The sequence below is a fragment of the Loktanella fryxellensis genome (assembly GCF_900110065.1).
In the GTDB taxonomy this organism is placed as follows: domain Bacteria; phylum Pseudomonadota; class Alphaproteobacteria; order Rhodobacterales; family Rhodobacteraceae; genus Loktanella; species Loktanella fryxellensis.
The window spans coordinates 139,036-160,770 of record NZ_FOCI01000002.1 but is presented as its reverse complement, the minus strand read 5'-3'; the positions used below and the strand labels follow the sequence as shown (position 1 = coordinate 160,770).

Sequence of the window (21,735 nt, the reverse complement as noted above, 5' to 3'; positions counted from 1 at the left end):
ATCCGGACGGGGACGCCATTACCGGAAGGCGTCCGTCAGCATCCGCGACACGACCGACTGATCGAGATAGCCCGTGTCAGTCAGCCCGTTGTCGCGCTGATACCGGCTGATCGCCCGCCGCGTATCGCGGGTGATGCGCCCGTCGATGGTGCCCGGATCAAGGCCGATCTGCGCAAGGCGCGCCTCGACCAGCCGCATCGCGATCGGATCGAGTCCGAGGGCATTCTCGCGCGCCACGGCTGCGGCGGTGGCATCGTCGACCTCCGCATCCTGTTCCAGACGGCGCAGCCGCTCTTCGGCGTCCGCCCGGAACCGTCCATCCGGTTGCTGGGCCAGATAGTCGCGGTATGCCGATCCGTCATTGGCCTCCTGAACGCGGTCCCACAGCGCACGGTCCGCCTCCTCGGCGTTCCGGCGCGCAACCCGCGCGCTCCTGTCCAAGGCCTCCCGCGCGCGATCGGCATTCTCGCCATCGGGATACCGGTCCAGATAGGCCTGCAGACCCGCCGCAGTGCCCAGATCGCTCATCTCGGCCCAGTATGCGCGGTCGGCCTGCAGTTGCGTGGCGCGCTGCGCCTCTTGCTCGGCAGCCAGTTGCGCAGACCGGGTGGCGGTCTGCTGGCCGATCAGCGCGATCTGCGACGCATCGACATAGCCGTTCTGCGCCACACCGTTGGCGGCCTGCCAACGCCGGATCGCGTCGCGCGTGCCTGACCCCCAGATCCCGTCCACACCCCGCGTGTCATATCCCAGCACCTGCAAATTGCGCTGCACGGCGCGGCGCGCCTCCAGCGACAGGTTCAGCGCCTGTTCGATGCCGGACACGGCGCGGTTCGGATCGCGCAATTCACGCAACCGGGTGACGGCACCGTCCGCCTGCGCACCCTGCGGAAACCGGTCAAGGTAGCGGGTATAGGCCGCTTCGGTATCGGCAGCCCGCGCTTCGGTCCAGGCCGTCGAATCTGCATCGGCGACCGCGACGGGCGGGACGACCACGGGTGGCGCGACGACGGGCGGCGTCGCGGTGGCCGGCTGCGTGTCCGCTGCCACGAGGACGAGAGATGCGGGCAAGAACCCGGCCCCGGTGAGGTCGTCGATATCGTCGAGGCCCGCGATGACATCGCCGCCCGGCACCGCGATCACGCGGCGCAACAGGGTCGCCGCCGCGTCGACCGGCCCTTCGATCACGGTCACGCCACTGGGTATGTCCAGCGCCCCGATGCCGCTGCGCAATCCGGCCCCCAGATCGCCGTCGTCGCGCCCATCGCGCCCCAGCACGAGGATTGCAGCCCCCGGAGCGGCAGCGAGCGTCTGCAACGCTGTCTCGACCGAAATGGCACCATCCGCCACGCTGAACGGCGCAGGCGTCCGGGCATCCGCGGGCATCAGCCATGTGCGCGCGCCGTCCGTGACGAACCGCCCCGCCAGCACGACCACCAGACGCTCCGCCCCGGCTGCGGTCTCGGCGAAGCGGTTGGCCTCGCTCTGAAGGTCGGGCGCCGCCGCCGTGCCGTGCAGCACGAATCCCAGATCGCGCAGGGTCCGGCCTGCATCGACCACGTCACCCACGCCGCGCAGCGTGCGCAGTGTCTGGTAATCCGGGACGCCCACCACCAGCGCCGCATCCTCGGCACGTGGCAGGGTGGCCGCACAGATCAGTGCGGTGGTCATCAAAAGGTGTCTCATCGGTCGTTGTCCCTTACGTCAGGTCGCATAGGTGCGCCGGTCCTCGATCACGAGGCCGTCGCGCGGCAGCGTGCCGGGCGCCACGAACATGACCGCGCCGCGCAGTTTCAGGATCTCGCTCGCGGCAGTCATCACCGCCTCTTGGTCGAGGGCGGTGCCCTCGCACATCACCGTCATCACATCGGCGTCGCCGGCACGGTCCGCCACGATACGGATCCGATCCGCCCCGGTCCGCGCCACGAGGGCCGCGACCTGTTCGGGGCGCACGAACATGCCCTTGATCTTGGTGGTCTGGTCGGCGCGCCCCATCCAGCCCTTGATCCGCATGTTGGTGCGTCCGCAGGGCGACTGTCCCGGCAGGACCGCGCTCAGATCGCCCGTGGCGAAGCGGACCAACGGATAATCGGGGTTCAGCGTGGTGACGACGATCTCGCCCACCTCACCCTCCGCCACGGGATCGCCCGTGCCCGGTGTGCAGATCTCGACGATCACGCCCTCGTCCACGATCAACCCGCTGTCTGGCGCACTTTCATACGCGATGAGGCCCAGATCAGCGGTGGCATAGCATTGCAGACACGCGATGCCACGATCGGCGTAATACTGGCGAAGTTGCGGGAACAGCGCGCCGCCCGACACGGCGGCCTTGGTGATCTTCAGAGCGACACCCATCTCGTCCGCCTTCTGAAGGATCACCTTCAGGTAATCCGGCGTGCCCGCATAGGCCGTGACGCCGGCCGCTGCGGCGGCCTGCACCTGCAATTCGGTCTGACCGGTACCGGCGGGCAGAACGACGGCCCCCACGGCGCGGGCGCCGTTTTCGAACATCGTGCCTGCAGGCGTCAGGTGATAGCCAAAGCAATTCTGCACCACGTCGCCCGCACCGATGCCGCAGGCATGCAGGAACCGACCGAACCGCCACCAGTCGTGGCCGCTGCCACCGGGTTCATAGATCGGGCCGGGCGACTGGAAGATATGGCTGATGTTGGCGACAGGAATGCCACCGAATGGCGGGTCCGCCTTTTGCCGTGCAGCAAGGTCGGCCTTGCGCAGAACCGGCAGACGGCTCAGGTCGGACCACCGCGCGATAGGCCCGCCCACAGTCGACACGCCGTCGGAACCGCCCACCTGCGCGACCTGTGATTGAAGGGCCGCAAGCTGCGCCGCAACGCGCGTCGCGGCAGCGCGTCTCTCCAGATCGTCGTATCGGGTGGTCATGGCGGTCATCCTTGCATCCGGGCACATGGCGGCACTGTGCCGCCCCGGATGGGCACAAGCTAGGGGTGCGACCGCCCGCTATCCAATAGCGGCGGTCGCACGGCGACGTTCTCAGGACGGCTCAATCGAATTGTTGCAGATGTTCGTGACCAGCCGCACCATGTCCTCCGACACATCGCCCGCCACGCCGGCATTGTCGGCCCCGGTGTCGGCATTGTCGCGTGCCGTCGCCGCGCCATCCGCCGCGGCCGCGGCGTCAGAGGACGTCATGCTGCCCACGTCGCCGCTGTCCATGCCCGCGTCCGCTGGCGGAAGCTCGGACGATCCGACGGTCAGCAGGGTCGCCAGCGCGTCGAACCGTGCATCCTCCTCCAGATCAAGGAACTGCGTGCAGGACAGCATCGGGTTGCCCGCGCCGGTTTCCAACCCGGTCGTCGTGTCTTGTGCCAGCACAGGGCTGGCGGCGAGGATCGCAAACGTGCCGCACAGGGCCGTCATTCGAAGGGTCATTGGTATCACTCCCGTAAGATGCGCCGCACGATGCCTGCGCCTGGGGATGAACGCCGCGAACGGGTGGGCCGGGTCATATGCGCGACACAATGTCGCACGTCCGGCTGTCAGGCCAGCCAGCGTTTGCGCCTGCGGTAACTGCGCACGTCACGGAACGACTTACGGCCCGCGTCCGACACGCCAAGGTAGAATTCCTTCACGTCCGGGTTCTCGCGCAATTCGGCGGCGGGCCCCTCCATCACCACGCGCCCGCTTTCAAGGATGTAGCCGTGGTGGGCGAACCGCAGGGCGACGTTGGTGTTCTGTTCGGCCAGCAGGAAACTGACACCCTCGCGCTCGTTCAGATCCTTGACGATGCCAAAGATCTCCTCGACCAGCTGCGGGGCCAGACCCATCGACGGCTCGTCCAGCAGGATCGTCTCGGGCTTGCTCATCAGCGCCCGCCCGATGGCACACATCTGCTGCTCACCACCCGAGGTATAGCCCGCCTGCGATTTCCGCCGCTCGCGCAGACGCGGGAAATAGGTATAGACCATCTCCAGATCCGCCGCGACCGCAGCTTTGCCGGCGCTGCGGGTATAGGCGCCGGTCATCAGGTTCTCCTCGATGGTCAGATGCTCGAAGCAATGCCGCCCCTCCATCACCTGAATGACGCCGCGCCTGACCAGCGCTTCCGGCGACAGCTCCTGCACCCGCTCGCCGCGATAGATGATGCTGCCCTTGGTCACGGCACCCCGCTCGGAATGCAGCAGGTTGGAAATCGCCTTCAGCGTGGTGGTCTTGCCGGCGCCGTTGCCGCCCAGCAGGGCGGTGATGCCGCCTTTGGGCACCTTCAGGCTGACCCCCTTCAGCACGAGGATCACGTGGTTGTAGATCACCTCGATGTTGCTGACCTCCAGCAAGGTCTCGGTCTGTGCCTCGTCCAGCATGATGCGGCCCTGCCCTCGCTTTTTCATAAATACTCGAAAAAATCGGGTGGCCCCATGGGGCCACCCGACGCGCCTTACAGGCAGCCCGGCGTGATGCCGTTCTCGGCCGCATAGGCCGCCGCATCCTCGGCGATCAGCGGATCGATGACGCTCTTGTCGGGCGCGATGAAGTCGGTCAGCGGCACCCAGACCTGCTCGGCCGCATTCCACTGCTGCACCAGACCCTCGCCGGACCCGGAGTGGTTCTCGCAGCTCACGGTGAACTCCGGCCCGATCCCTTCCATGCCCAGTTCGGCCATGCGGGCGTTGGTGATCTCCAGCGCCTCCATCCCGTCGCGCATCTGCGCGGCGGTGATCTGCGGGCTGCCGGCCAGTTCCTGCGCCTTGGCGATGGCCTCGGCGGCCAGCATGGCGGTGTACATGCCACGAATGTACAGCACCGTGCCCACGTTGGACCCGTCGCCCGCGCCGTTGCCTGCGTCGATGACCTGCGCGCGAATCTCGTCCAGCACCGGATAGTTCTGGATGCGGTTCATGTTCAGCGACTTGTAACCGTCGGCGGCCATGCCTGCGGCCATCACGTCAGGCTCGGCACCCGCCCACCAGTTGCCGATGAACTGGTCCATCGGATAGCCGACGTTCGCCGCCTCCTGAATGGCGACCTGGTTCTGCACGCCCCAGCCCCACATGATGACATAGTCGGGACGGTCCCGGCGGATTTGCAGCCACTGGGATTTCTGCTCCTGCCCCGGCGGATCGACGGGCAGCTGCGTCAGCGTGAACCCGTGCTTCTCGGACAGCTCCTCCAGCGTGCGGATCGGCTCCTTGCCGTAGGCCGAGTTGTGGTAGATCAGCGCGATGGTCTTGCCGGACAGATCGTCGCCGTTCTCGCTCAGCAGATAGTTCACCGCGACGGATGCTGCGTCCCAGTAGGTCGCAGGATAGTTGAACACCCAGGGGAACGTCTCGCCCGCTGCAGCGGACGTGCGGCCATACCCCAGCGTGTGCATCGGGATCTGGTCCGCCGCAACCTTGGGGATCAACTGATAGGTGATGCCGGTGGACAGCGGCTGATAGACCAGCGGCGCATCGCCCTTGGTCGCCTCGTAGCACTCGACGCCCTTTTCAGTGTTGTAGGCCGTCTCGCATTCGTTGATGCGGATCGTCTCGCCGCCGATGCCGCCGTCGCGGGCGTTCAGCAGGGCGAAGTAATCCTGATAGCCGTCCGAAAACGGCGTGCCGTTGGCCCCGTAGGGCCCCGTGCGATAGCTCAGATCGGGGATCACCAGTTCCGCCAGCGCAGGCCCGCTGGCCAGCAGGCCCGCCAAGGCTGCGGTGGCAAGGGTCTTCATCGTCATCTCAACTCTCCTCCCAAAGATTGAACCGTGAACCGGGGCGTGCCGCCCCGTCGTGTGCCCCGCGGCGCCTCCTCGCGCCGCGGGTATTCAGTAGGGGAACGGCCACAGGCGCAGCTTTTCCTTGGTCACGCGCCACAGTTGCGCCAGACCGTGTGGTTCCTTGATCAGAAAGAACATGATCAGCGCACCCACGGCGACCAATTGCAGATGCGCCACCGTCGAACTGGGCCAGCCCAGCAGATCGACGCCCAGCACCTTCAGCGCCACAGGCAACAGCACCAGGAACGCGGCCCCCGCGAAACTGCCGAAGATGCTGCCAAGTCCGCCGATGATGCACATGAACAGCACAAGGAAAGACTTCTGGATGCCGAACGCCTCGCCGACTTCGACCGCGCCGAGATAGACTGCAAAGAACAGCGCCCCCGATATCCCGATGAAGAAGCTGCTGACCGCGAAGGCCGACAGTTTCGCCGTCAGGGGGTTCACGCCGATGATCTCTGCGGCGATGTCCATATCGCGGATCGCCATCCATTTGCGCCCCACGCTGCCCCGCGTCAGGTTGCGCGCCACGATGGCGCAGACCGTGACGAAAGCGAGGCAGATCAGATACTGCGCCCAAGGGGCCGTGTTGGCCCCGGTCACGGCGACCCCCGCCACGAACCGCTCCGGCGCCGAAATCTGGCCGGAGGCGGAGTAGTTGTAGAACCACCCCACCTTGTTGAAGAGCCACACGAGGAAGAACTGCGCCGCCAGCGTCGCCACCGCCAGATAGAACCCCTTGATCCGCAAGGACGGAAGGCCGAACGCCGTGCCGACCAGCGCGGTGATCCCGCCGGCCAGGATCACATGCACGACGATGCTGACCTCGGGGAACATCGTCATCAGCTTGTAGACGCTGTAGGCCCCCACGGCCATGAACCCGCCGGTGCCAAGGCTGACCTGCCCGCAATAGCCCGTCAGGATATTCAGCCCGATCGCCGCGATGCTGTAGATCAGGAACGGCACGAGGATCGCATTTGCCCAGTAGTCGTCGATGACGAAAGGGATCACGCCCCACGCGATGGCCAGCACCGCGAAATAGCGCCAGCGATCCGACCGGATCGGAAAGGTCTGGCTGTCCGCCGCATAGGTCGTCTTGAAATCGCCCGCCTCACGATAGAGCATGGTGCGTCCCCTTCATGATGTTGGACAAGCCCCGCGTGGCCGGGCGGGCGGGCGTCATGAGGCGCAGCCTCATGCGGGCGCACGACAGGTCACACACGCTCGATGATCCTCTCGCCGAACAGCCCCTGCGGGCGGAACACCAGAAACAGCAGCGCCAGCACATAGGCGAACCAGTTTTCGGTCGCACCGCCGATCATCGGGCCGATGGTGTATTCGAACAGCTTTTCGCCCACGCCGATGATCAGCCCGCCGACGATGGCACCGGGGATGGATGTGAAGCCGCCCAGCATCAGCACCGGCAGCGCCTTCAGCGCGATCAGCGACAGCGAGAATTGCACGCCGGACTTCGCCCCCCACATGATGCCCGCGACCAGCGCCACCATGCCCGCCAGCGACCACACCAGTACCCAGATGAAGTTCAAGGAGATGCCGACCGACAGCGCCGCCTGATGGTCGTCCGCCACGGCGCGCATGGCGCGGCCCTGCTTGGTGTATTGCGCAAAGGCGATCAGCCCCGCCACCAGCAGGATCGCCACGACGCTGGCGGTGATGTCCAGCTTGTCGATGAAGAAGCCGTAGAAATCCTCGCCGCCCAGACCCGACGACAGGTTTTCCACCCACAGCGACCCGCCCTGCGGGATGCCCACGTCCAGGGTCTTGATGTCGGACCCCCACATCAGGTCGCCGATCCCTTCCAGGAAATAGGCCAGACCGATGGTCGCCATGAACAGGATGATCGGCTCCTGCCCCACCAGATGCCGAAAGACGAAGGTGTGCACCATCCACGCCAACAGGATCATCACCCCGACGGTCAGCAAGATCGCGAGCAGCGCTGGCACGGTCCAGCCGAATTGGTGCAGGTCGGTCCCGAAGGTCGCGTTGATGATATGGGCGAAGGGCACCTGCCCCTCCATGATCCCCACCAGCGTCAGCGCCCCGAACAGCGCCATGACCCCCTGGGCATAGTTGAAGATGCCGCTGGCCTTGTAGATCAGCACGAACCCGAGGGCGACGAGCGCATAGAGCACCCCCGCCATCAGCCCGTTGATGACCACCTCGATCATGTAGAGGAAATCAGCGGACATGGTGGCCTCCCGTCGCGTTGCGCTCAGTCATGGGCGACCCCCAGATAGGCGTCGATCACCTCTTGGTTGGCGCGGATCTCGGCGGGTGTGCCGTCGCCGATCTTGCGGCCGTAATCCATCACCACCACCCGGTCGGACAGGTCCATCACCACGCCCATGTCATGCTCGATCAGCGCGATGGTCGTCCCGAATTCGTCGTTCACATCAAGGATGAAGCGGCTCATGTCCTCCTTCTCCTCGACGTTCATGCCCGCCATCGGCTCGTCCAGCAGCAGCAGCTTCGGTTCCGCCGCCAGCGCGCGCGCCAGTTCCACCCGCTTCTTCAACCCGTAGGGCAACCGCCCCACCGGCGTCTTGCGGATCGCCTGAATTTCCAGAAAGTCGATGATGCGTTCCACCACGGCGCGGTTCTCGGCCTCTTCGCGCGCAGCGGGTCCGGCCCAGACCATCTGCGACAGCAGACCCGTCTTCATGTGGGTCAGGCGGCCCGTCATGATGTTGTCCAGCACGCTCATGCCGTCGAAAAGCGCGATGTTCTGGAACGTCCGCGCGATCCCCAGCCGCGCCACCTGAAAGGGCTTCATCGCCGGCCGCTTCGCGCCGCGGAACCAGACCTCGCCGTCCTGCGGGTGGTAGAAGCCGGAAATCACATTCAGCATCGACGACTTGCCAGCCCCGTTCGGGCCGATGATCGCACGGATCTCGCCTTCTCGGATGTCGAAGCTGATGTTCTTGATCGCCTCGACCCCGCCGAACCGCAGCGTGATCCCGCGCAGGTCCATAAGCACGCCGCCGATCCTGCGGCCATCCGCCGTGACATGAGGTTCCACCTGATCCTTCATGCGCGGTCCCCCCGTTCATCCGACCGAAAAAACTCTCGCCGAAGGCTGATGGGCGGCACGCCCGTCATTCCGCAGCCATCCGCGCAGGCGTCACGACCACCGCGTCGCGGATCGCCAATGTGGCCTTGATCGCGCCCTTGCGGCCATCCTCATAGGTCACTTCCGTCTCGGTATAGACCTGATCCGCACCGCCGTAGAGGGCGGCGATCAGGTCGGCGAACTTGTCGCCCACCACGGCGCGGCGGACCTTGCGCGACCGCGTCATCTCTCCGTCGTCGGCGTCGAGCTCCTTGTGCAGCACGAGGAAGCGGTGGATCTGGCAGCCCGCCAGCATCGGGTCGGTCGCCACGCTGGCATTGACCGCATTCACGTGCCCCGCCACCAGATCCAGCACGCGGGGGTGCTGCGACAGTTCCTGATAGCTGGAATAGGCGATGTTGTTGCGCTCGGCCCAGTTGCCGACCGCCGTCAGGTCGATGTTGATGAACGCGACACAGGACGCCCGGCCTGCGCCGAACACCACCGCCTCGAGGATGTCGGGATAGAACTTCAGCTTGTTCTCGACATACTTGGGCGCGAACATCGCGCCGTCAGCCATGCGGCCCACGTCCTTGGCCCGGTCGATGATCCGCAGATGGCCCGACCCTTCCTCGATGAAACCGGCGTCGCCCGTCGCCACCCAGCCGTCCGCGTCCTTGGTCGATGCGGTGCTGTCGGGGTTCTTGTAGTATTCGACGAAGGTCCCGGCAGAGCGGTAGAACACCTCGCCATTCTCTGCGATCCGCAATTCCACCCCCGGCGACGGCACGCCCACCGTGTCGGACCGGACCTGCCCGTCGGGCTGCTGCGTGATGAACACCGTCGCCTCGGTCTGACCGTAAAGCTGTTTCAGGTTGATCCCGAGGCTGCGGTAGAAATCGAAGATCTCCGGCCCGATCGCCTCGCCCGCCGTGTAGCCGACGCGCACGCGCGACAGGCCCAGCGTATTCTTCAGCGGGCCATAGACCAGCAGGTCGCCGATCCGGTAGCGCAGCCGGTCCAGCAGGCCCACGGGCCGCCCGTCCAGCAGCGCGGGCCCGACCCGGCGGGCGACGGCCATGTAGTGATCGAAGAGCCATTTCTTGACCCGTCCCGCATCCTCCATCCGGATCATCACAGTGGTCAACTGCCCCTCGAACACGCGGGGCGGGGCAAAGAAATAGGTGGGCCCGATCTCCCTCAGGTCGGTCAGCATGGTGTCGGGGCTTTCGGGGCAGTTCACGCAGAACCCCGTCCACATCGCCTGCCCCACGGAAAAGATGAAATCCCCCACCCACGCCATCGGGAGGTAGGCCAGCACCTCGTCGCCCGCGCGCAGACTGTCGAAGATGGCAGAGTTCTTCGATGTCTCGATCACGTTGCGGTTCGACAGCACCACGCCCTTGGGCCGCCCCGTGGTGCCAGAGGTGTAGAGCATCACACAGGTGTCGTCATAGGTGCGCGCATCGGTGCGGGCCTGCATCTCGGCCCGCCGGCCGGACGCGCGGCCCATCGCCTGCACGTCGGCATAGGACGTCAGCGTCGCATGGTCGTAACGGCGCAACCCGCGCCCGTCGAGGTAGATGATCCGCTCCAACCCCGGCAGGCTGGCTCGCGCCTCAGTCAGCTTGTCGACCTGTTCCTGATCGCCGGCGATGGCGAACCGCGCCCCGCTGTGTTCCAGCGCATAGGCGATCTCTTCGACCGCAGCTTCTTGGTACAGGGGCACCGGGACACACCCCAGCTTCTGCGCCGCTACCATCGCCCAGTACAGGGCGGGACGATTGCGTCCCGAAATGGCGATGTGATCGCCGGGGGCAGCCCCCATTTCCAGCAGGCCAAGTGCCAGGGCGTCGATCTGCTCTGCCGCCTGCGCCCAGGTCCAGCTTTGCCAGATCCCGAATTCCTTTTCGCGGTAGGCCGCCTTGCTGCCATGACGGGCCACGTTATGGGCCAGCAGATGTGGAACACTGACGGGCGCGGCGCCCGGCGCAGCTGATGACATGCAGACCCCCCCTACGCACCACGGGACCGGACCGGCCGGACCCGCCACGACCACGCCTCCTCGCGCGTTCGCTTGGGTCGAGTGTGGAACGACTGGACCGCTTGCGTCAAATATTTTTATGAACGACCGTTCAATTAATTTCGCCCCACTGCGCGAGGCCTTTAATTGCAATCGGGCGGTGGCTTTCGCCACCGCCCGTCTTCAGCGATATCCGGGAATGCAATCCGAAGTATCAGTTGAAGTTGTACACGACTGCCACGCCAAGGGTGTTGGACGCGTCGCCGAAATCGCTATCCAGATCGTCGTTGAACGCGGTCGTCAGCGACGTGCGCAGCGACAGGGCGTTCGACACGGAAACGTTCAGCGCCAGGTCGTTGTTCACCAGGGTCGACGCGTCAGAGAAGATCACGTCGGTATCGTTGGTGATGTAGGACGTCGCGCTGAGCGAGCGGTAGTAGTTGGACGACACCGAACCGGCGACTTCCGAGGTTTCGCCGTTGGTCACGGACTCTGTGTAGCGATAGCCCGGACCAGCCTGAACCGACCACTGGCTGATCTCGTCGTTCAGGATACGGTAACCGACACCGGCACCCACGAATGCGTCGGTGAAGTTCTCGGAGTTGTCGGCGACGTCGTCGAACTTGGCGTCCAGCTTGCCGTAGCCGAAGTAGCGCGGGCCGAAGTCACGACGGTAATCCGCACCCAGGAACAGTTCCTTCGTGTCGACGTTGCCGTTCACTTCGCTGTAGTTGTAGGTCGCGGTGGTGTCGATGCCGTTCACGCCGTCGAACGAACCGTAACGCAGGCCGACACCGACGTCATAGGACTCGTCGCTGATCAGCGCATCGGGGTCGGTCGGGTCGGTGCGGCCATTGTCGTCGCTGACGGACGATGCGCGCAACGCAACCGAACCATACGTGCCAACGGTGCGGCCTTCGTTGCCGAAACGGTTCACGTCACGCTCTGCATCGTCCGAGATCTGCTCTTGCAGGTCATCGAACTGGTCAGCGGCGGCGGATTCGGTGCGGAACGTGGTTTCCTGTGCGGACACGGCACCGGCGATGGTTGCGGCGGCGGCGGCGGCCACGAAGACGTTGACGATCTTGGTCATGGTGAAATCCTTTTCGACTGCCCGCAGCAGTGCGGGTTCTGGCTGGTAAATGCGCGTCACCGCCCAAAAGTTCGAGACTCTCCGGCGTCTTTCGGCGCCCGTTGCAGCAACTGTATACTTTTTGCGACATGGGCTAAGATCGGCTTGCCCCAAACCTTTGATATATATGTAATTTACCATTATCACGGCGGCGTGTGCAGAATAATGCACACTTGGCCTTGAATGTGATGGAACTTTTCAGGGGCGTTTACGTGTCATCCGCCATCGCAGGATGCCACTACTCAACCATGTGAATATAGACATATTTTTGAGCATTTCGTGACTGCGGACGGCCTTGGATCCGATGTGCAGGCTATGCCGCCGTGCGGGTAAAGGCCCATGTGGCATCATCCGACAAATCCGGGTCGTAGGCATACCCACCCGCCGTGAACCCGCGGATCGCGTCGGGATCGGTCAGTCGTTCCGTCACGATATAGCGCGCCATCGCGCCGCGGGCCCGTTTGGCAAAGAACGACACGATCTTGGGACGGCCGTCCTTCACCTCCAGGAACTGGGGTGTGATGACCCGCAATTTCAAGGCCGACCGGTTGGCGGCCGCGAAGTATTCCTGACTGGCGCAGTTGATCAGCGTCTGTGTGCCGGTCACGGCAGCCTGCGCATTCAGCGCCTGTGCAATCGCATCGCCCCAATAGGCATAGAGCGTGCTACCCCGCCGCGTCTTCAACCGGCTGCCCATCTCCAACCGGTAGGGCTGGATCGCATCGAGGGGGCGCAGCAGACCGTATAGACCCGACAGGATGCACAGGTGGTCCTGCGCAAAGGCGATGTCGTCGGGCTGCAGCGACCGCGCATCGAGTCCGGTATAGGTGTCGCCGTCGAACATCCATGCGGCGGGCTTCACCGCCTCCGCCTCGGGCATGTCGGAGAAGGCCCGGAACCGGTCGCGGTTCAGCCGCGCCAGGTCGTCCGAAATCGCCATCAGGCTGCGCAGTTGTGTCAGGGTCTGGCCCCGCATCGTACGGGCCAGCCGCGCCGCATCCTGCGCGAACTGCGGCTGCGTCGGCGTCAGGTCCACGGGCGACAGGTCCAACGATTTTGCGGGCGACAGGGTGACGAGCATCGGCTTCTCCTTGTGACGTGACAGCCTTCTAGCAGCCCGCCCCCCGGATTCCAGCCGCGTGACTGTCGCAGGATCAGTCGCCCGATCAGCCGTCGGTCAGAACCGCCAGGAACGCATCGCCGAACCGTTCCGCGTGCCGCTCTCCGATCACGCGCGCCACCGCATCCGCATCCGCCTGACGCAGTTGCGCGACCTTGGCCAGTTGCGCCGCGGAACAGCTCATCGGTTTGTCATGGCCGTCCGGCCCTCGCGCCAGATCCGCCTGTGCGGCCAGCAGCCGGTCATAGACGGCCCCTTCGGTGCGCCCCGCCAGCTTCATCCGGGCGGGGTGCACCTGATCCACGGCACCCGCGATCACCTCAAGGAACGCGCGACCATAACTCTCCAGCTTCTTGGCCCCCACGCCGCCGATCCGCGCCATCTGGTCGAGCGTGGCGGGCTTGGCCTCCGCCATCTCGATCAGCGTCTTGTCGTTGAAGATGATATAGGCGGGCCCACCCGCAGCCTCGGCCAGCGCGCGACGCTTGGCCTTCAATGCGGACAGCAGCGGCGCATCCTCCTCGCTGACCATGGCGCGGACGGCGGGGCTGAACTTGGCGTTCGTCACCGTGTCGCGGCGCAGGATCACCACAGCCTCGCCGCGCAGGATGGGGCGCGCCGCCTCTGTCATCCGCAGGGCACCGTGGCGTTCGGGATCGGGGCGGAACAGGTCGCGCCCCATCATCTGACGAAAGATCGCCTGCCACTGGCGCTTGTTCCATTCGCGCCCCACGCCATAGGTGGGCAGGGCGTCGTGGCCGCGCTCGCGGATCTTGGGCGTGTCGGCCCCCATCACGATGTCGATCAGATGCCCCGCCCCGAACCATTCGTCGGTGCGCAGCGCCGCCGACAGCGCCATGCGCACAGCCTGCGTCGCGTCGAAGGTTTCGGCAGGGGTATCGCACAGGTCGCAGTTGCCGCAGGGCTGCGGGTCCTCTCCGAAGTATCGCAGCAGGTTCACACGCCTGCAGGTCAACGCCTCGGCCAGCCCCAGCAGCGCATTCAGCCGCCCGTGATCCGCGTCGCGCCGCTCCGGCGGGGCCAGCCCCTCGTCGATCTGGGTCCGGCGATAGCGGATGTCATCGGGCCCATAGAGTGTCATCGTCTCCGCCGGTTCGCCGTCGCGGCCCGCGCGGCCGATCTCCTGATAATAGCCCTCGATCGACTTGGGCAGATCCGCATGGGCGACCCAGCGGATGTCGGGCTTGTCGATCCCCATGCCAAAGGCGACGGTCGCCGTCACGATCAACCCGTCCTCCTGCTGGAACCGCCGTTCCACGTCGCGTCGCGCCTGCGCGTCCATGCCGCCGTGGTAATGACAGGCGCTGTGTCCAGCCTGCCCCAGTGCCGCGCTCAGCGTCTCGGTCTTAGCGCGCGTGCCGCAATAGACGATGCCGGACTGCCCCTTGCGGGCGGCGGCGAACCCGAGGATCTGGGTGCGCGGATTGTCCTTCACCGCAAAGGCGAGGTGGATGTTCGGCCGGTCGAAGCCGCGCAGGAACGTCGCGGGAGAGACCCCGCCGAACAGCTTTTCCACGATTTCGACCTGCGTTTCCGCGTCCGCCGTCGCGGTAAAGGCCGCCAGCGGCACGTCCAGCATCCCCCGCAATTCGCCGATGCGCAGGTAATCGGGGCGGAAATCATGGCCCCACTGGCTGACGCAATGCGCCTCGTCCACCGCGATCAGCGTCACGTTCGCCTCGCGCAGCATCCGCTGCGTGCCGAACGACGCCAGCCGTTCCGGCGCCATGTAGAGCAGCTTCAGCGTGCCAGCCGCCAGTTGCGCCCAGACCGCCTCCGTCTCCTCCTCGGTGTTGCCGGATGTCAGCGCGCCCGCAGCGACCCCTGCCGCCTGCAATCCCCGCACTTGATCGCGCATCAGCGCGATGAGCGGCGAAATCACGACCGTTACCCCCGGCCGCACCAGTGCCGGCAACTGGAAGCACAGCGATTTGCCGCCGCCCGTCGGCATGATCGCCAGCGTGTTGCGCCCCGCCACGACGGCATCGACGATCTCTTCCTGACCGGGGCGGAACCCGTCGAATCCAAAGATGTCGCGCAGCAGCGTCGCAGCCTGCATCGTCCGTCCGTCCCTTGCCTGTGGGGGCTACAATTTCATGCCCCGAATCGGTAAACAAGGGCTGAACGCCCACCTGTACCGCTGACGCCGTGTCCTCGCTTTTTGCCAAGTACTCCCCCCGGAGGGTTCGACCCCACCCCCATCCGCGCCGTTGCCATCGGACACCCGACGCCTTACCCAGACCGCAGACAAGGGGAGACGCCGCATGGGTGAAATCACGCTGGTCCGCCACGGGCAGGCCAATTCCGCCGCCACGACAGAGGCAGACTATGACCGCCTGTCGGACCTCGGTCACGCACAGGCAACCCTGCTGGGTGAGTGGATGCGCGACCATGACCGGCCCTTCGACCTCGTGCTGTCCGGCACCCTGCGGCGGCAGCGTGAAACGGTGTCGCGCATGGGATACGCCGACGCGGCCACCGACGCCCGCCTGAACGAGATCGCCTACTACGACCTCACACACGAGATGACGGCGCTGAACGGCACGGAACGCACCAGCCCGGAAGATTTCGTCACCCACTTTCCCGCCACCCTGACCGCGTGGCGGCAGGGTCAGATCGGCAGCGCGGAAACCTACGATACGTTCCGCAGCCGCGTGGCGGAGGTCATGGCGATGGCGGCCCAGCCGGGGCGGCGCGTGCTGTGCGTCACCTCTGGCGGGATCATCGCGCAGGCGATCTCGGACGTGCTCGGCCTCGATATCCCGCAGATGGCGCGGATCGCGCTGCCGATCATGAACACCTCCGTGCATCGCATCCAGATCGCCGATCACGGCCCGCTGCTGACGTGCTACAACGGCGCCCCGCACCTCGACACCGCCGCGCGCGCCGACCAGCGCACCTATTACTGAAGGCCACTCATGCTGACGCTGCATTACAACCCGCTGACCGTCGCCCCCACCATCGCCATCGTGCTGGAGGAGCTGGGGCTGGACTACACCGCCGTCCTCGTCGATTTCGTAACCAAGGCGCAGGCCGCCCCGGCGCATCTGGCGCTGAACCCGAAGGGGCGCGTGCCGGTGCTGGTGACGGACGCGGGCGTGCTGACGGAAACGGGAGCGATCCTCTACTGGCTGGCGGCGGTTCATGGGCCGCATCTGGTGCCAGCCGATGCGTTCCAGGCCGCACGGATGCGCGAGACGATGTATTATCTGGCCGCCACCCTGCACGTAAACTTTGCCCACGCCCTGCGCGGCGCGCGCTGGGCCGACAGACAGGCATCGTGGGACGACATGACCGCGAAGGCGCCGGAAACCTTCGCCGCCTCGCTCGCATATCTCGAAGGCCACCTCGACCTCGCCCCCTTCGTGGTGGGCGACGGCTATACCCTGGCCGATCCGTGGCTGTTCGTGCTGACCGCCTTTGCGTCGCGGCTGAAGATCGACGTGGCGGATTACCCGAAACTCGCCGCCCATCAGGCGATGATGAACGACCGCGCGTCCGTGCAGGCGGCGCGCGCAAAAGGGGTGCTGGCATGACGCATCTGTGGGTCCGCGCTGAATCCCGCGATCACGAGGCACGTGTGGGGATCATGCCGGAAGGCGTGGCCGCGCTCGTCAAGGCGGGGCTGACCGTGACGGTCGAGGACAGCCGCCAGCGTTGCGTGCCCATCGCGGACTACGCCGCCGCCGGCGCGACGGTCGCGGCCGAGGGCGCGTGGGTCGATGCGCCGCTGGACGCGCTAATCTTCGGGTTGAAGGAATTGCCGGCCGACGGCACGCCGCTGCGCCACACCCACATCATGTTCGGTCACGCCTACAAGGGGCAGCCCGACGGGCGCGTGCTGCTGGACCGCTTCCGCGCGGGCGGCGGGCGGTTGCTGGACCTCGAGTATCTTGTCGACGACAGCGGTCGCCGCGTCGCCGCCTTCGGCTATTGGGCCGGCTATGCGGGGGCGGCGGTCAGCCTGATGGCGTGGATGGCGCAGCAGCGCGGCAGCCCGATGGGGCCGGTGCGCGCGGTCGCCAGTCAGACGCATCTGCTGGCGGACCTGCAGGGCGATCTGGTGCAACTGGGCACCGAGCGGCCCACCGCGCTGATCATCGGGGCGCTGGGCCGGGTCGGCACGGGTGCCGCCGACCTGTGCCGCGACATGGGCGTCGCCACGACCCTGTGGGACATGGCCGACACCGCCAGCGGCGGGCCGTTCCCGCAGATCCTGACCCACGAGCTGTTTCTGAACTGCATCCTCGCACGGCCCGGCACGCCGGTCTTCGTGCCTGCCAGCGCCAAGGTCGCCCCCCGCCGCCTGAGCGTGATCGGAGATATCGCCTGCGATCCCGACAGCGACTTTTCACCGATCAAGGTCTATGACCGCGTGACGACATGGGACGCCCCTGCGCTGCGGGTGCACGATGCACCGGTGCTGGACGTGACGGCGATCGACAACCTGCCCTCGCTCATGCCGCGCGAATCCTCGCAGGATTTCGCGGACCAGCTGTTGCCGCATCTGGCGACACCCGCGTCCGACGTCTGGGCGCGGGCCAGCCACCTGTTCGACCGTGCCATGAGGCCCGGCGACCTGACTTAGGTCTTGGGGCGGAAGATGCCGTAATAGGCCCAGTCGGGCAGGAACTGCGACAGGCGGAACACCCACGAAAACAGCGTGGGAAAGCTCTTCTTGAACCGCGTGGGGTCGTTCATGTGGTCGAACACCGCCGTCGCCGCCTCTTCAGGCTCCATGATGAATGGCATGTCGAAATCGTTCTTGGCGGTCAGCTGCGTCTTGATGAAGCCGGGGTTGACCACCTGCACGTGCACGCCCGTCTTGCGCAGGTCGGCATACATGCACTCGGCCAAGGACATGATTGCGGCCTTGGATGCGGTATAACCGATGGTCCCCGGCAGGCCACGGAACGCAGTGAGGCTGGAGGTGACGACGATGTGGCCCCGGTCACGCGACGTGAAATCCTTCATCACGCTGCCGATGACGCGACTGGCGCCCAGATAGTTGATGTTGGCCATCGCCTCGGCCTGACCGTTGTCCCATGCGGACGACAGCATCGGCCAGTAGACACCCGCCAGATAGACGACGCCGTCGATCTCGCCCACCTCGGCGCGGGCCTTTTCGACGGAGTCCAGATCCGACACGTCGACGGTCACATAGCGCCCCTTGCCCGGCAACTCATCGACCAGCGATTTCAGGCGATCCTCCGACCGGGCGGAGACGATCACCTCGACACCCACGCGGCTGAGTTTCAGCGCCAGTGCGCGACCCAACCCTTCGCTTGCGCCGACGATCCAGTATCTCTTGCCTTGCCAATCCACGGTGTCTTCTCCTGTCAAGCTGTCGCTCTCAGGTAGGGCGGGACACGTCATCCTCAAGCGATGTGGCGGTCAAGAGGGCGATGGCGATCAGCTTCAGCCCGATGGGCACCCCGGCATAGAGCCATGTCAGCAGCGTCAGCGCCTGCGGTGGGTTGTCGCCGCCCGACACGAACCCCGCGCGTTCCAGCAGCGGCAGCAGAAGGGCGGCGGCAAAGGCCAGCGTCAGCTTGTTGACGAGGCTCCATACCCCGAACCCCATGCCCCCGTTGGGCGACACCTTTGCCATGCGGCGGGCGAACATGGCGGGCAGCAGCGTCAGGTCCGCGCCGATGCTGGCCCCCGACAGCACGCAGACCACGGCGAAGGCCACCTGATCCCCCGCCCCCAGCCGCAAGGTGTAGCCGAAGGACGCGACGGCCAGCACCATGGCGCACAGTAGCACCGGTTTCGCCCCGAACCGCTGGGCCAGCGCGGACCAGACCGGCGACGACACCGCGGCGGAGAGGAAGAACAAGACCAGAAGCGGCCCCTCCCATCCCGGTGCGGCCAGACGGCTGTCGACGTAGAAGAGGAACAGGGTGGACGACACAGCCAGCGGAATGGCGTTGACCAGCGCCAGCAGCAGCAGGCGGCGGGTCAGGCGGTCAGACAGGATGGTGCGGATGGGCGTGGCTTCGGCCACCGTGCGGCCCTGCCACTCGGGCCACATCACCACGGCGGCGACTAGTGCCAGCACGGCAAAACCCCACGCGAAGACGGCAAAGGGGGACGCCACCATGCCCATCAGCAGCGTGGGTGCAATGGCCGCGGCACAGATGCCCAGCAGTGATCCGGTTTCGCGCCACGCGGCCAGACGCACGTGGCCATCGTCGCCCGCACCCGCCTTGGCGATGCCTTGGGCATAGAAGTTGATGGTCAGAAAGGAGAACGCACTGAAGAGGGCCGTGATCGTCAGGCCGAACCACCAGATCGGGGCAATCGGTGGCGGCAAGGCGAACAGGCCGATCATGGACAGAGCCAGCGCCACGGTCCCGAGGGTCACAGCCAGCGCCTTGCGCCGGTCCAGCCGTTCGCTGATCCAGCCCAGAACCGGGTCCTGCACCACGTCGACCAGCCGCAGCAGCGCCAGCAACCCGCCCAGCGCCGTCAGGCTGACGCCATAGGTGTCGGCGTAATACTTTGGCGCATAGATGTAGATCGGCAGCCCCGCCGCGTTGATGATCGCCGCGAACAGCGCAAAGGCGGGCAGACGGGTCAACTGACCTCGTCCCGTGGCGGCTTCGACCAGGGGCGGAACGTGGCGCCTTTCCACCACAGGCGGACCGCCTGCCAGTGGATCAGCGCCAGCACCCGGCGCGACCCGAAGGGGCGGCGCAGCAACGCGCCGACGATGCCCGTATTGGTCAACGGGCGGCGCGGGCCGGTCAGGGTGGCGATCAGACCGCCCTCGCCCCGGGTATAGTCGATGCGGATGTCGATGGCGTCGGCCGCGATGTCGAAGTGGAACACGTAGCCGCCCGCGATCGGCTGAAACGGCGAGACGTGAAAGATCTTGTCTGCCGCAAGCGGCGTGTCACGGGTGATCGGCGCAAGATCCGGCAGGCGGCACAGATAGGAATGACGGTCGCCAAAGGTGTTGCCCACCTCGGCGATCACGCAGCGCATCACGCCCGCCTCATCGTGGATCAACCAGAAGCTGACGGGGTTGAACACATGTCCCAGCACGCGCGGTTGCGCCAGCAGGTCGATACGGCCCGAAAGCCGGATGTCATGCGCGGCCAGCACGGCACGCACCCACGCGGCCCCCTGCCCGCCCCTGATCGCGCCACCGTGGTCGCTGTCGTGCAGCGACATCAGCCCCCGCCGGTTGCGCCCGAAAAGAGCGGGGCCGCTTTCGTCAGCCTCTGCGTTGCACAGCACATAGTCGATGCCATAGCGGAACGCGTTCTTCACGGCGCCCTTGCGCCCGTGGAACGTCTGCCCCGCGATGTGCTCGATCCCGCTCATGCGGCGCAGGCATCCCGCCGCTCGGCGGCGTTCAGCGCCGTCACCACGTCATAGGCCGACGACAGGCCATCCTCGTGGAAGCCGTTCTTCATCCATGCGCCGCAGAACCATGTCCGGTTTTGCCCGTTCATCGCCCGCGCCTGCGTCTGTGCCGCCAGCGCCGCCGTATCATAGACCGGATGGCGCAGGTTCGTCTCGTCCCAGATCAACTCCTCGCGGATGGTGCGCGTCGTGTTCAGCGTCACCATGTAGTCGGGCCCGGTCAGCCACGGCTGCAGCGAGTTCATCCAATAGGTCAGGTCGATCTGTTCCGTCGCCTTGGCCGCCGCCTCGGTATAGATCCAGCTGGCCCAGACCTTGCGCCGCAGCGGCATGATCGACGTGTCGGAATGCAGCACGACGCGGTTGGGCTGGTAACGAACGGCGCCCAGAACCGCTCGCTCCTCTGGCGTGGCGTCGGCCAGCAGGGCCAGCGTGTCGTCGGAATGGCTGGCGAAGACGACCTCGTCGAAATCCTCCCACTCCGCCCCGGTGGCACGCACCTGCACGCCCGTCGTGGTGCGGCGCACGCCGGCCACGGGCGCGTTCAGGCGCACATCGACGCCGCGCGCATCAAGGTCCGCGCCCAGCCGACGCACATACTGAATGCTCCCGCCGTCGACCGTCCACCACTGGTGCTGCCCCGTCGCCCCCAGCAGCGCGTGGTTGTCGAAGAACGACAGCAGCGCGTGGGCCGGAAAATCGAGGATCCGTTCCTTGGGCGTGGACCAGATCGCGCCCGAGAATGGCAGCAGGTAGTGATCGCGGAAATAGTCCGACAGACCGAGTTGCTGCAACAGACCGCCTATCGTCAGGCTGGTATCGCGGCTGGCAGCCAGACCGTGCTTGTTGAAATGCAGGATGTCGCGGACCATCCGCAGGAACCGCGGGTTCACCGCATTGCGCCGCTGCGCGAACAGCGCGTCGAGCGATGTCAGCGCGTATTCCAGCCGCCCGCCGTCGAAGGACGCCCCGAAGCTCATGTTGCTTTTGACGACCGGCACCGACAGGTGGTCGAACAGCGCCGTCAGGTGCGGATAGTTGGCATAGTTGAACACGATGAAGCCGGTATCGACCGCCGTGTCGCCCTGCGGACCTGCCATCCGGGTGCGGGCATGGCCGCCCAGCCGACCGCATGCCTCGAACAGCACGACGCGGTGATCGCGGGCCAGCGCATGGGCGGCCCCCATGCCGGAAATGCCGGCACCGATCACCGCCACCTTGCGGGGCAGGTTGGTCGAGGTTTCAAATGGCATGGGAA

The 21,735-nt window shown here is 66.0% G+C and carries 19 protein-coding genes; 3 read left to right on the top strand and 16 right to left on the bottom strand.

What is annotated here, in order from left to right:
* Window positions 1-18 precede the first annotated feature (18 nt).
* From BMX16_RS03150 to recQ, 12 genes are all read right to left on the bottom strand, one after another.
* Window positions 19-1,686 (bottom strand): peptidoglycan-binding domain-containing protein, encoded by a 1,668-nt coding sequence (locus BMX16_RS03150; RefSeq protein ID WP_089898620.1) that lies wholly within the window; start codon window positions 1,684-1,686, stop codon window positions 19-21.
* 18 nt (window positions 1,687-1,704) lie between these two features.
* The gene (locus BMX16_RS03145) at window positions 1,705-2,901 is read right to left on the bottom strand and encodes a phenylacetate--CoA ligase family protein (RefSeq protein ID WP_089898618.1); all 1,197 of its coding nucleotides are present in this window, start codon (window positions 2,899-2,901) and stop codon (window positions 1,705-1,707) included.
* Window positions 2,902-3,012: 111 nt separating this feature from the next.
* Entirely contained in the window at window positions 3,013-3,411 is a 399-nt protein-coding gene (locus BMX16_RS03140; RefSeq protein ID WP_143057987.1) for a hypothetical protein, read from the bottom strand.
* 107 nt (window positions 3,412-3,518) lie between these two features.
* Entirely contained in the window at window positions 3,519-4,340 is an 822-nt protein-coding gene (locus BMX16_RS03135) for an ABC transporter ATP-binding protein (RefSeq protein ID WP_089898615.1), read from the bottom strand.
* Window positions 4,341-4,414: 74 nt separating this feature from the next.
* Window positions 4,415-5,698: an ABC transporter substrate-binding protein gene (locus BMX16_RS03130; protein WP_089898613.1), complete on the bottom strand. Its 1,284-nt coding sequence runs from the start codon at window positions 5,696-5,698 to the stop codon at window positions 4,415-4,417.
* Window positions 5,699-5,785: 87 nt separating this feature from the next.
* A complete protein-coding gene (locus BMX16_RS03125; RefSeq protein ID WP_089898612.1) occupies window positions 5,786-6,862 on the bottom strand; it encodes a branched-chain amino acid ABC transporter permease in 1,077 nt (358 codons plus the stop codon).
* 89 nt (window positions 6,863-6,951) lie between these two features.
* Window positions 6,952-7,947: a branched-chain amino acid ABC transporter permease gene (locus tag BMX16_RS03120; protein ID WP_089898610.1), complete on the bottom strand. Its 996-nt coding sequence runs from the start codon at window positions 7,945-7,947 to the stop codon at window positions 6,952-6,954.
* Window positions 7,948-7,970: 23 nt separating this feature from the next.
* Entirely contained in the window at window positions 7,971-8,789 is an 819-nt protein-coding gene (locus BMX16_RS03115; RefSeq protein ID WP_089898609.1) for an ABC transporter ATP-binding protein, read from the bottom strand.
* 64 nt (window positions 8,790-8,853) lie between these two features.
* Window positions 8,854-10,812, bottom strand: coding sequence for an AMP-binding protein (locus tag BMX16_RS03110; RefSeq protein ID WP_089898607.1), 1,959 nt, complete (start codon window positions 10,810-10,812; stop codon window positions 8,854-8,856).
* Window positions 10,813-11,044: 232 nt separating this feature from the next.
* The gene (locus BMX16_RS03105) at window positions 11,045-11,923 is read right to left on the bottom strand and encodes a DUF481 domain-containing protein (RefSeq protein WP_177174556.1); all 879 of its coding nucleotides are present in this window, start codon (window positions 11,921-11,923) and stop codon (window positions 11,045-11,047) included.
* 352 nt (window positions 11,924-12,275) lie between these two features.
* A complete protein-coding gene (gene yaaA / locus BMX16_RS03100; protein ID WP_089898604.1) occupies window positions 12,276-13,043 on the bottom strand; it encodes a peroxide stress protein YaaA in 768 nt (255 codons plus the stop codon).
* An 85-nt stretch (window positions 13,044-13,128) separates the two neighbouring features.
* Window positions 13,129-15,162: a DNA helicase RecQ gene (gene recQ, locus BMX16_RS03095; protein ID WP_089898602.1), complete on the bottom strand. Its 2,034-nt coding sequence runs from the start codon at window positions 15,160-15,162 to the stop codon at window positions 13,129-13,131.
* A gap of 205 nt (window positions 15,163-15,367) precedes the next feature.
* Between recQ and BMX16_RS03090 the strand changes: the two genes are divergently transcribed.
* Genes BMX16_RS03090 through BMX16_RS03080 form a run of 3 tightly spaced genes read left to right on the top strand, consistent with a single transcriptional unit; the run spans window position 15,368 to window position 17,691 of the window.
* The gene (locus BMX16_RS03090) at window positions 15,368-16,012 is read left to right on the top strand and encodes a histidine phosphatase family protein (RefSeq protein ID WP_089898600.1); all 645 of its coding nucleotides are present in this window, start codon (window positions 15,368-15,370) and stop codon (window positions 16,010-16,012) included.
* Window positions 16,013-16,021: 9 nt separating this feature from the next.
* A complete protein-coding gene (locus BMX16_RS03085; RefSeq protein ID WP_245731247.1) occupies window positions 16,022-16,639 on the top strand; it encodes a glutathione S-transferase family protein in 618 nt (205 codons plus the stop codon).
* Window positions 16,636-17,691 carry a saccharopine dehydrogenase gene (locus tag BMX16_RS03080; RefSeq protein ID WP_089898599.1) on the top strand — a complete coding sequence of 352 codons (1,056 nt, stop codon included), beginning with the start codon at window positions 16,636-16,638 and terminating at the stop codon, window positions 17,689-17,691. Before BMX16_RS03085 ends, BMX16_RS03080 begins: the two co-directional genes overlap by 4 nt.
* On the opposite strand, the gene BMX16_RS03075 is transcribed toward BMX16_RS03080, so the two are convergent.
* Genes BMX16_RS03075 through BMX16_RS03060 form a run of 4 tightly spaced genes read right to left on the bottom strand, consistent with a single transcriptional unit; the run spans window position 17,688 to window position 21,730 of the window.
* Window positions 17,688-18,428 carry an SDR family NAD(P)-dependent oxidoreductase gene (locus BMX16_RS03075; RefSeq protein WP_245731240.1) on the bottom strand — a complete coding sequence of 247 codons (741 nt, stop codon included), beginning with the start codon at window positions 18,426-18,428 and terminating at the stop codon, window positions 17,688-17,690. The two genes, BMX16_RS03080 and BMX16_RS03075, sit on opposite strands and share 4 nt — an antisense overlap.
* 28 nt (window positions 18,429-18,456) lie before the next feature.
* The gene (locus BMX16_RS03070) at window positions 18,457-19,686 is read right to left on the bottom strand and encodes an MFS transporter (protein WP_089898595.1); all 1,230 of its coding nucleotides are present in this window, start codon (window positions 19,684-19,686) and stop codon (window positions 18,457-18,459) included.
* Window positions 19,683-20,435: a DUF1365 domain-containing protein gene (locus tag BMX16_RS03065; protein WP_089898593.1), complete on the bottom strand. Its 753-nt coding sequence runs from the start codon at window positions 20,433-20,435 to the stop codon at window positions 19,683-19,685. The genes BMX16_RS03070 and BMX16_RS03065 overlap by 4 nt, the downstream gene beginning before the upstream one ends.
* A complete protein-coding gene (locus BMX16_RS03060; protein WP_089898591.1) occupies window positions 20,432-21,730 on the bottom strand; it encodes an NAD(P)/FAD-dependent oxidoreductase in 1,299 nt (432 codons plus the stop codon). The genes BMX16_RS03065 and BMX16_RS03060 overlap by 4 nt, the downstream gene beginning before the upstream one ends.
* Between the last annotated feature and the right edge of the window lie 5 nt (window positions 21,731-21,735).

Excerpts from the sequence above, each read along its gene's own strand:
- BMX16_RS03120 (WP_089898610.1), bottom strand. The coding sequence starts at position 7,947 with ATGTCCGCTGATTTCCTCTACATGATCGAGGTGGTCATCAACGGGCTG.
- BMX16_RS03130 (WP_089898613.1), bottom strand. The coding sequence starts at position 5,698 with ATGACGATGAAGACCCTTGCCACCGCAGCCTTGGCGGGCCTGCTGGCC.
- BMX16_RS03140 (WP_143057987.1), bottom strand. The coding sequence starts at position 3,411 with ATGACCCTTCGAATGACGGCCCTGTGCGGCACGTTTGCGATCCTCGCC.
- BMX16_RS03125 (WP_089898612.1), bottom strand. The coding sequence starts at position 6,862 with ATGCTCTATCGTGAGGCGGGCGATTTCAAGACGACCTATGCGGCGGAC.
- BMX16_RS03090 (WP_089898600.1), top strand. The coding sequence starts at position 15,368 with ATGGGTGAAATCACGCTGGTCCGCCACGGGCAGGCCAATTCCGCCGCC.
- BMX16_RS03110 (WP_089898607.1), bottom strand. The coding sequence starts at position 10,812 with ATGTCATCAGCTGCGCCGGGCGCCGCGCCCGTCAGTGTTCCACATCTG.
- BMX16_RS03060 (WP_089898591.1), bottom strand. The coding sequence starts at position 21,730 with ATGCCATTTGAAACCTCGACCAACCTGCCCCGCAAGGTGGCGGTGATC.
- BMX16_RS03085 (WP_245731247.1), top strand. The coding sequence starts at position 16,022 with ATGCTGACGCTGCATTACAACCCGCTGACCGTCGCCCCCACCATCGCC.
- BMX16_RS03065 (WP_089898593.1), bottom strand. The coding sequence starts at position 20,435 with ATGAGCGGGATCGAGCACATCGCGGGGCAGACGTTCCACGGGCGCAAG.
- recQ (WP_089898602.1), bottom strand. The coding sequence starts at position 15,162 with ATGCAGGCTGCGACGCTGCTGCGCGACATCTTTGGATTCGACGGGTTC.
- BMX16_RS03150 (WP_089898620.1), bottom strand. The coding sequence starts at position 1,686 with ATGAGACACCTTTTGATGACCACCGCACTGATCTGTGCGGCCACCCTG.
- BMX16_RS03105 (WP_177174556.1), bottom strand. The coding sequence starts at position 11,923 with ATGACCAAGATCGTCAACGTCTTCGTGGCCGCCGCCGCCGCCGCAACC.
- BMX16_RS03145 (WP_089898618.1), bottom strand. The coding sequence starts at position 2,901 with ATGACCACCCGATACGACGATCTGGAGAGACGCGCTGCCGCGACGCGC.
- BMX16_RS03080 (WP_089898599.1), top strand. The coding sequence starts at position 16,636 with ATGACGCATCTGTGGGTCCGCGCTGAATCCCGCGATCACGAGGCACGT.
- BMX16_RS03135 (WP_089898615.1), bottom strand. The coding sequence starts at position 4,340 with ATGCTGGACGAGGCACAGACCGAGACCTTGCTGGAGGTCAGCAACATC.
- yaaA (WP_089898604.1), bottom strand. The coding sequence starts at position 13,043 with ATGCTCGTCACCCTGTCGCCCGCAAAATCGTTGGACCTGTCGCCCGTG.
- BMX16_RS03115 (WP_089898609.1), bottom strand. The coding sequence starts at position 8,789 with ATGAAGGATCAGGTGGAACCTCATGTCACGGCGGATGGCCGCAGGATC.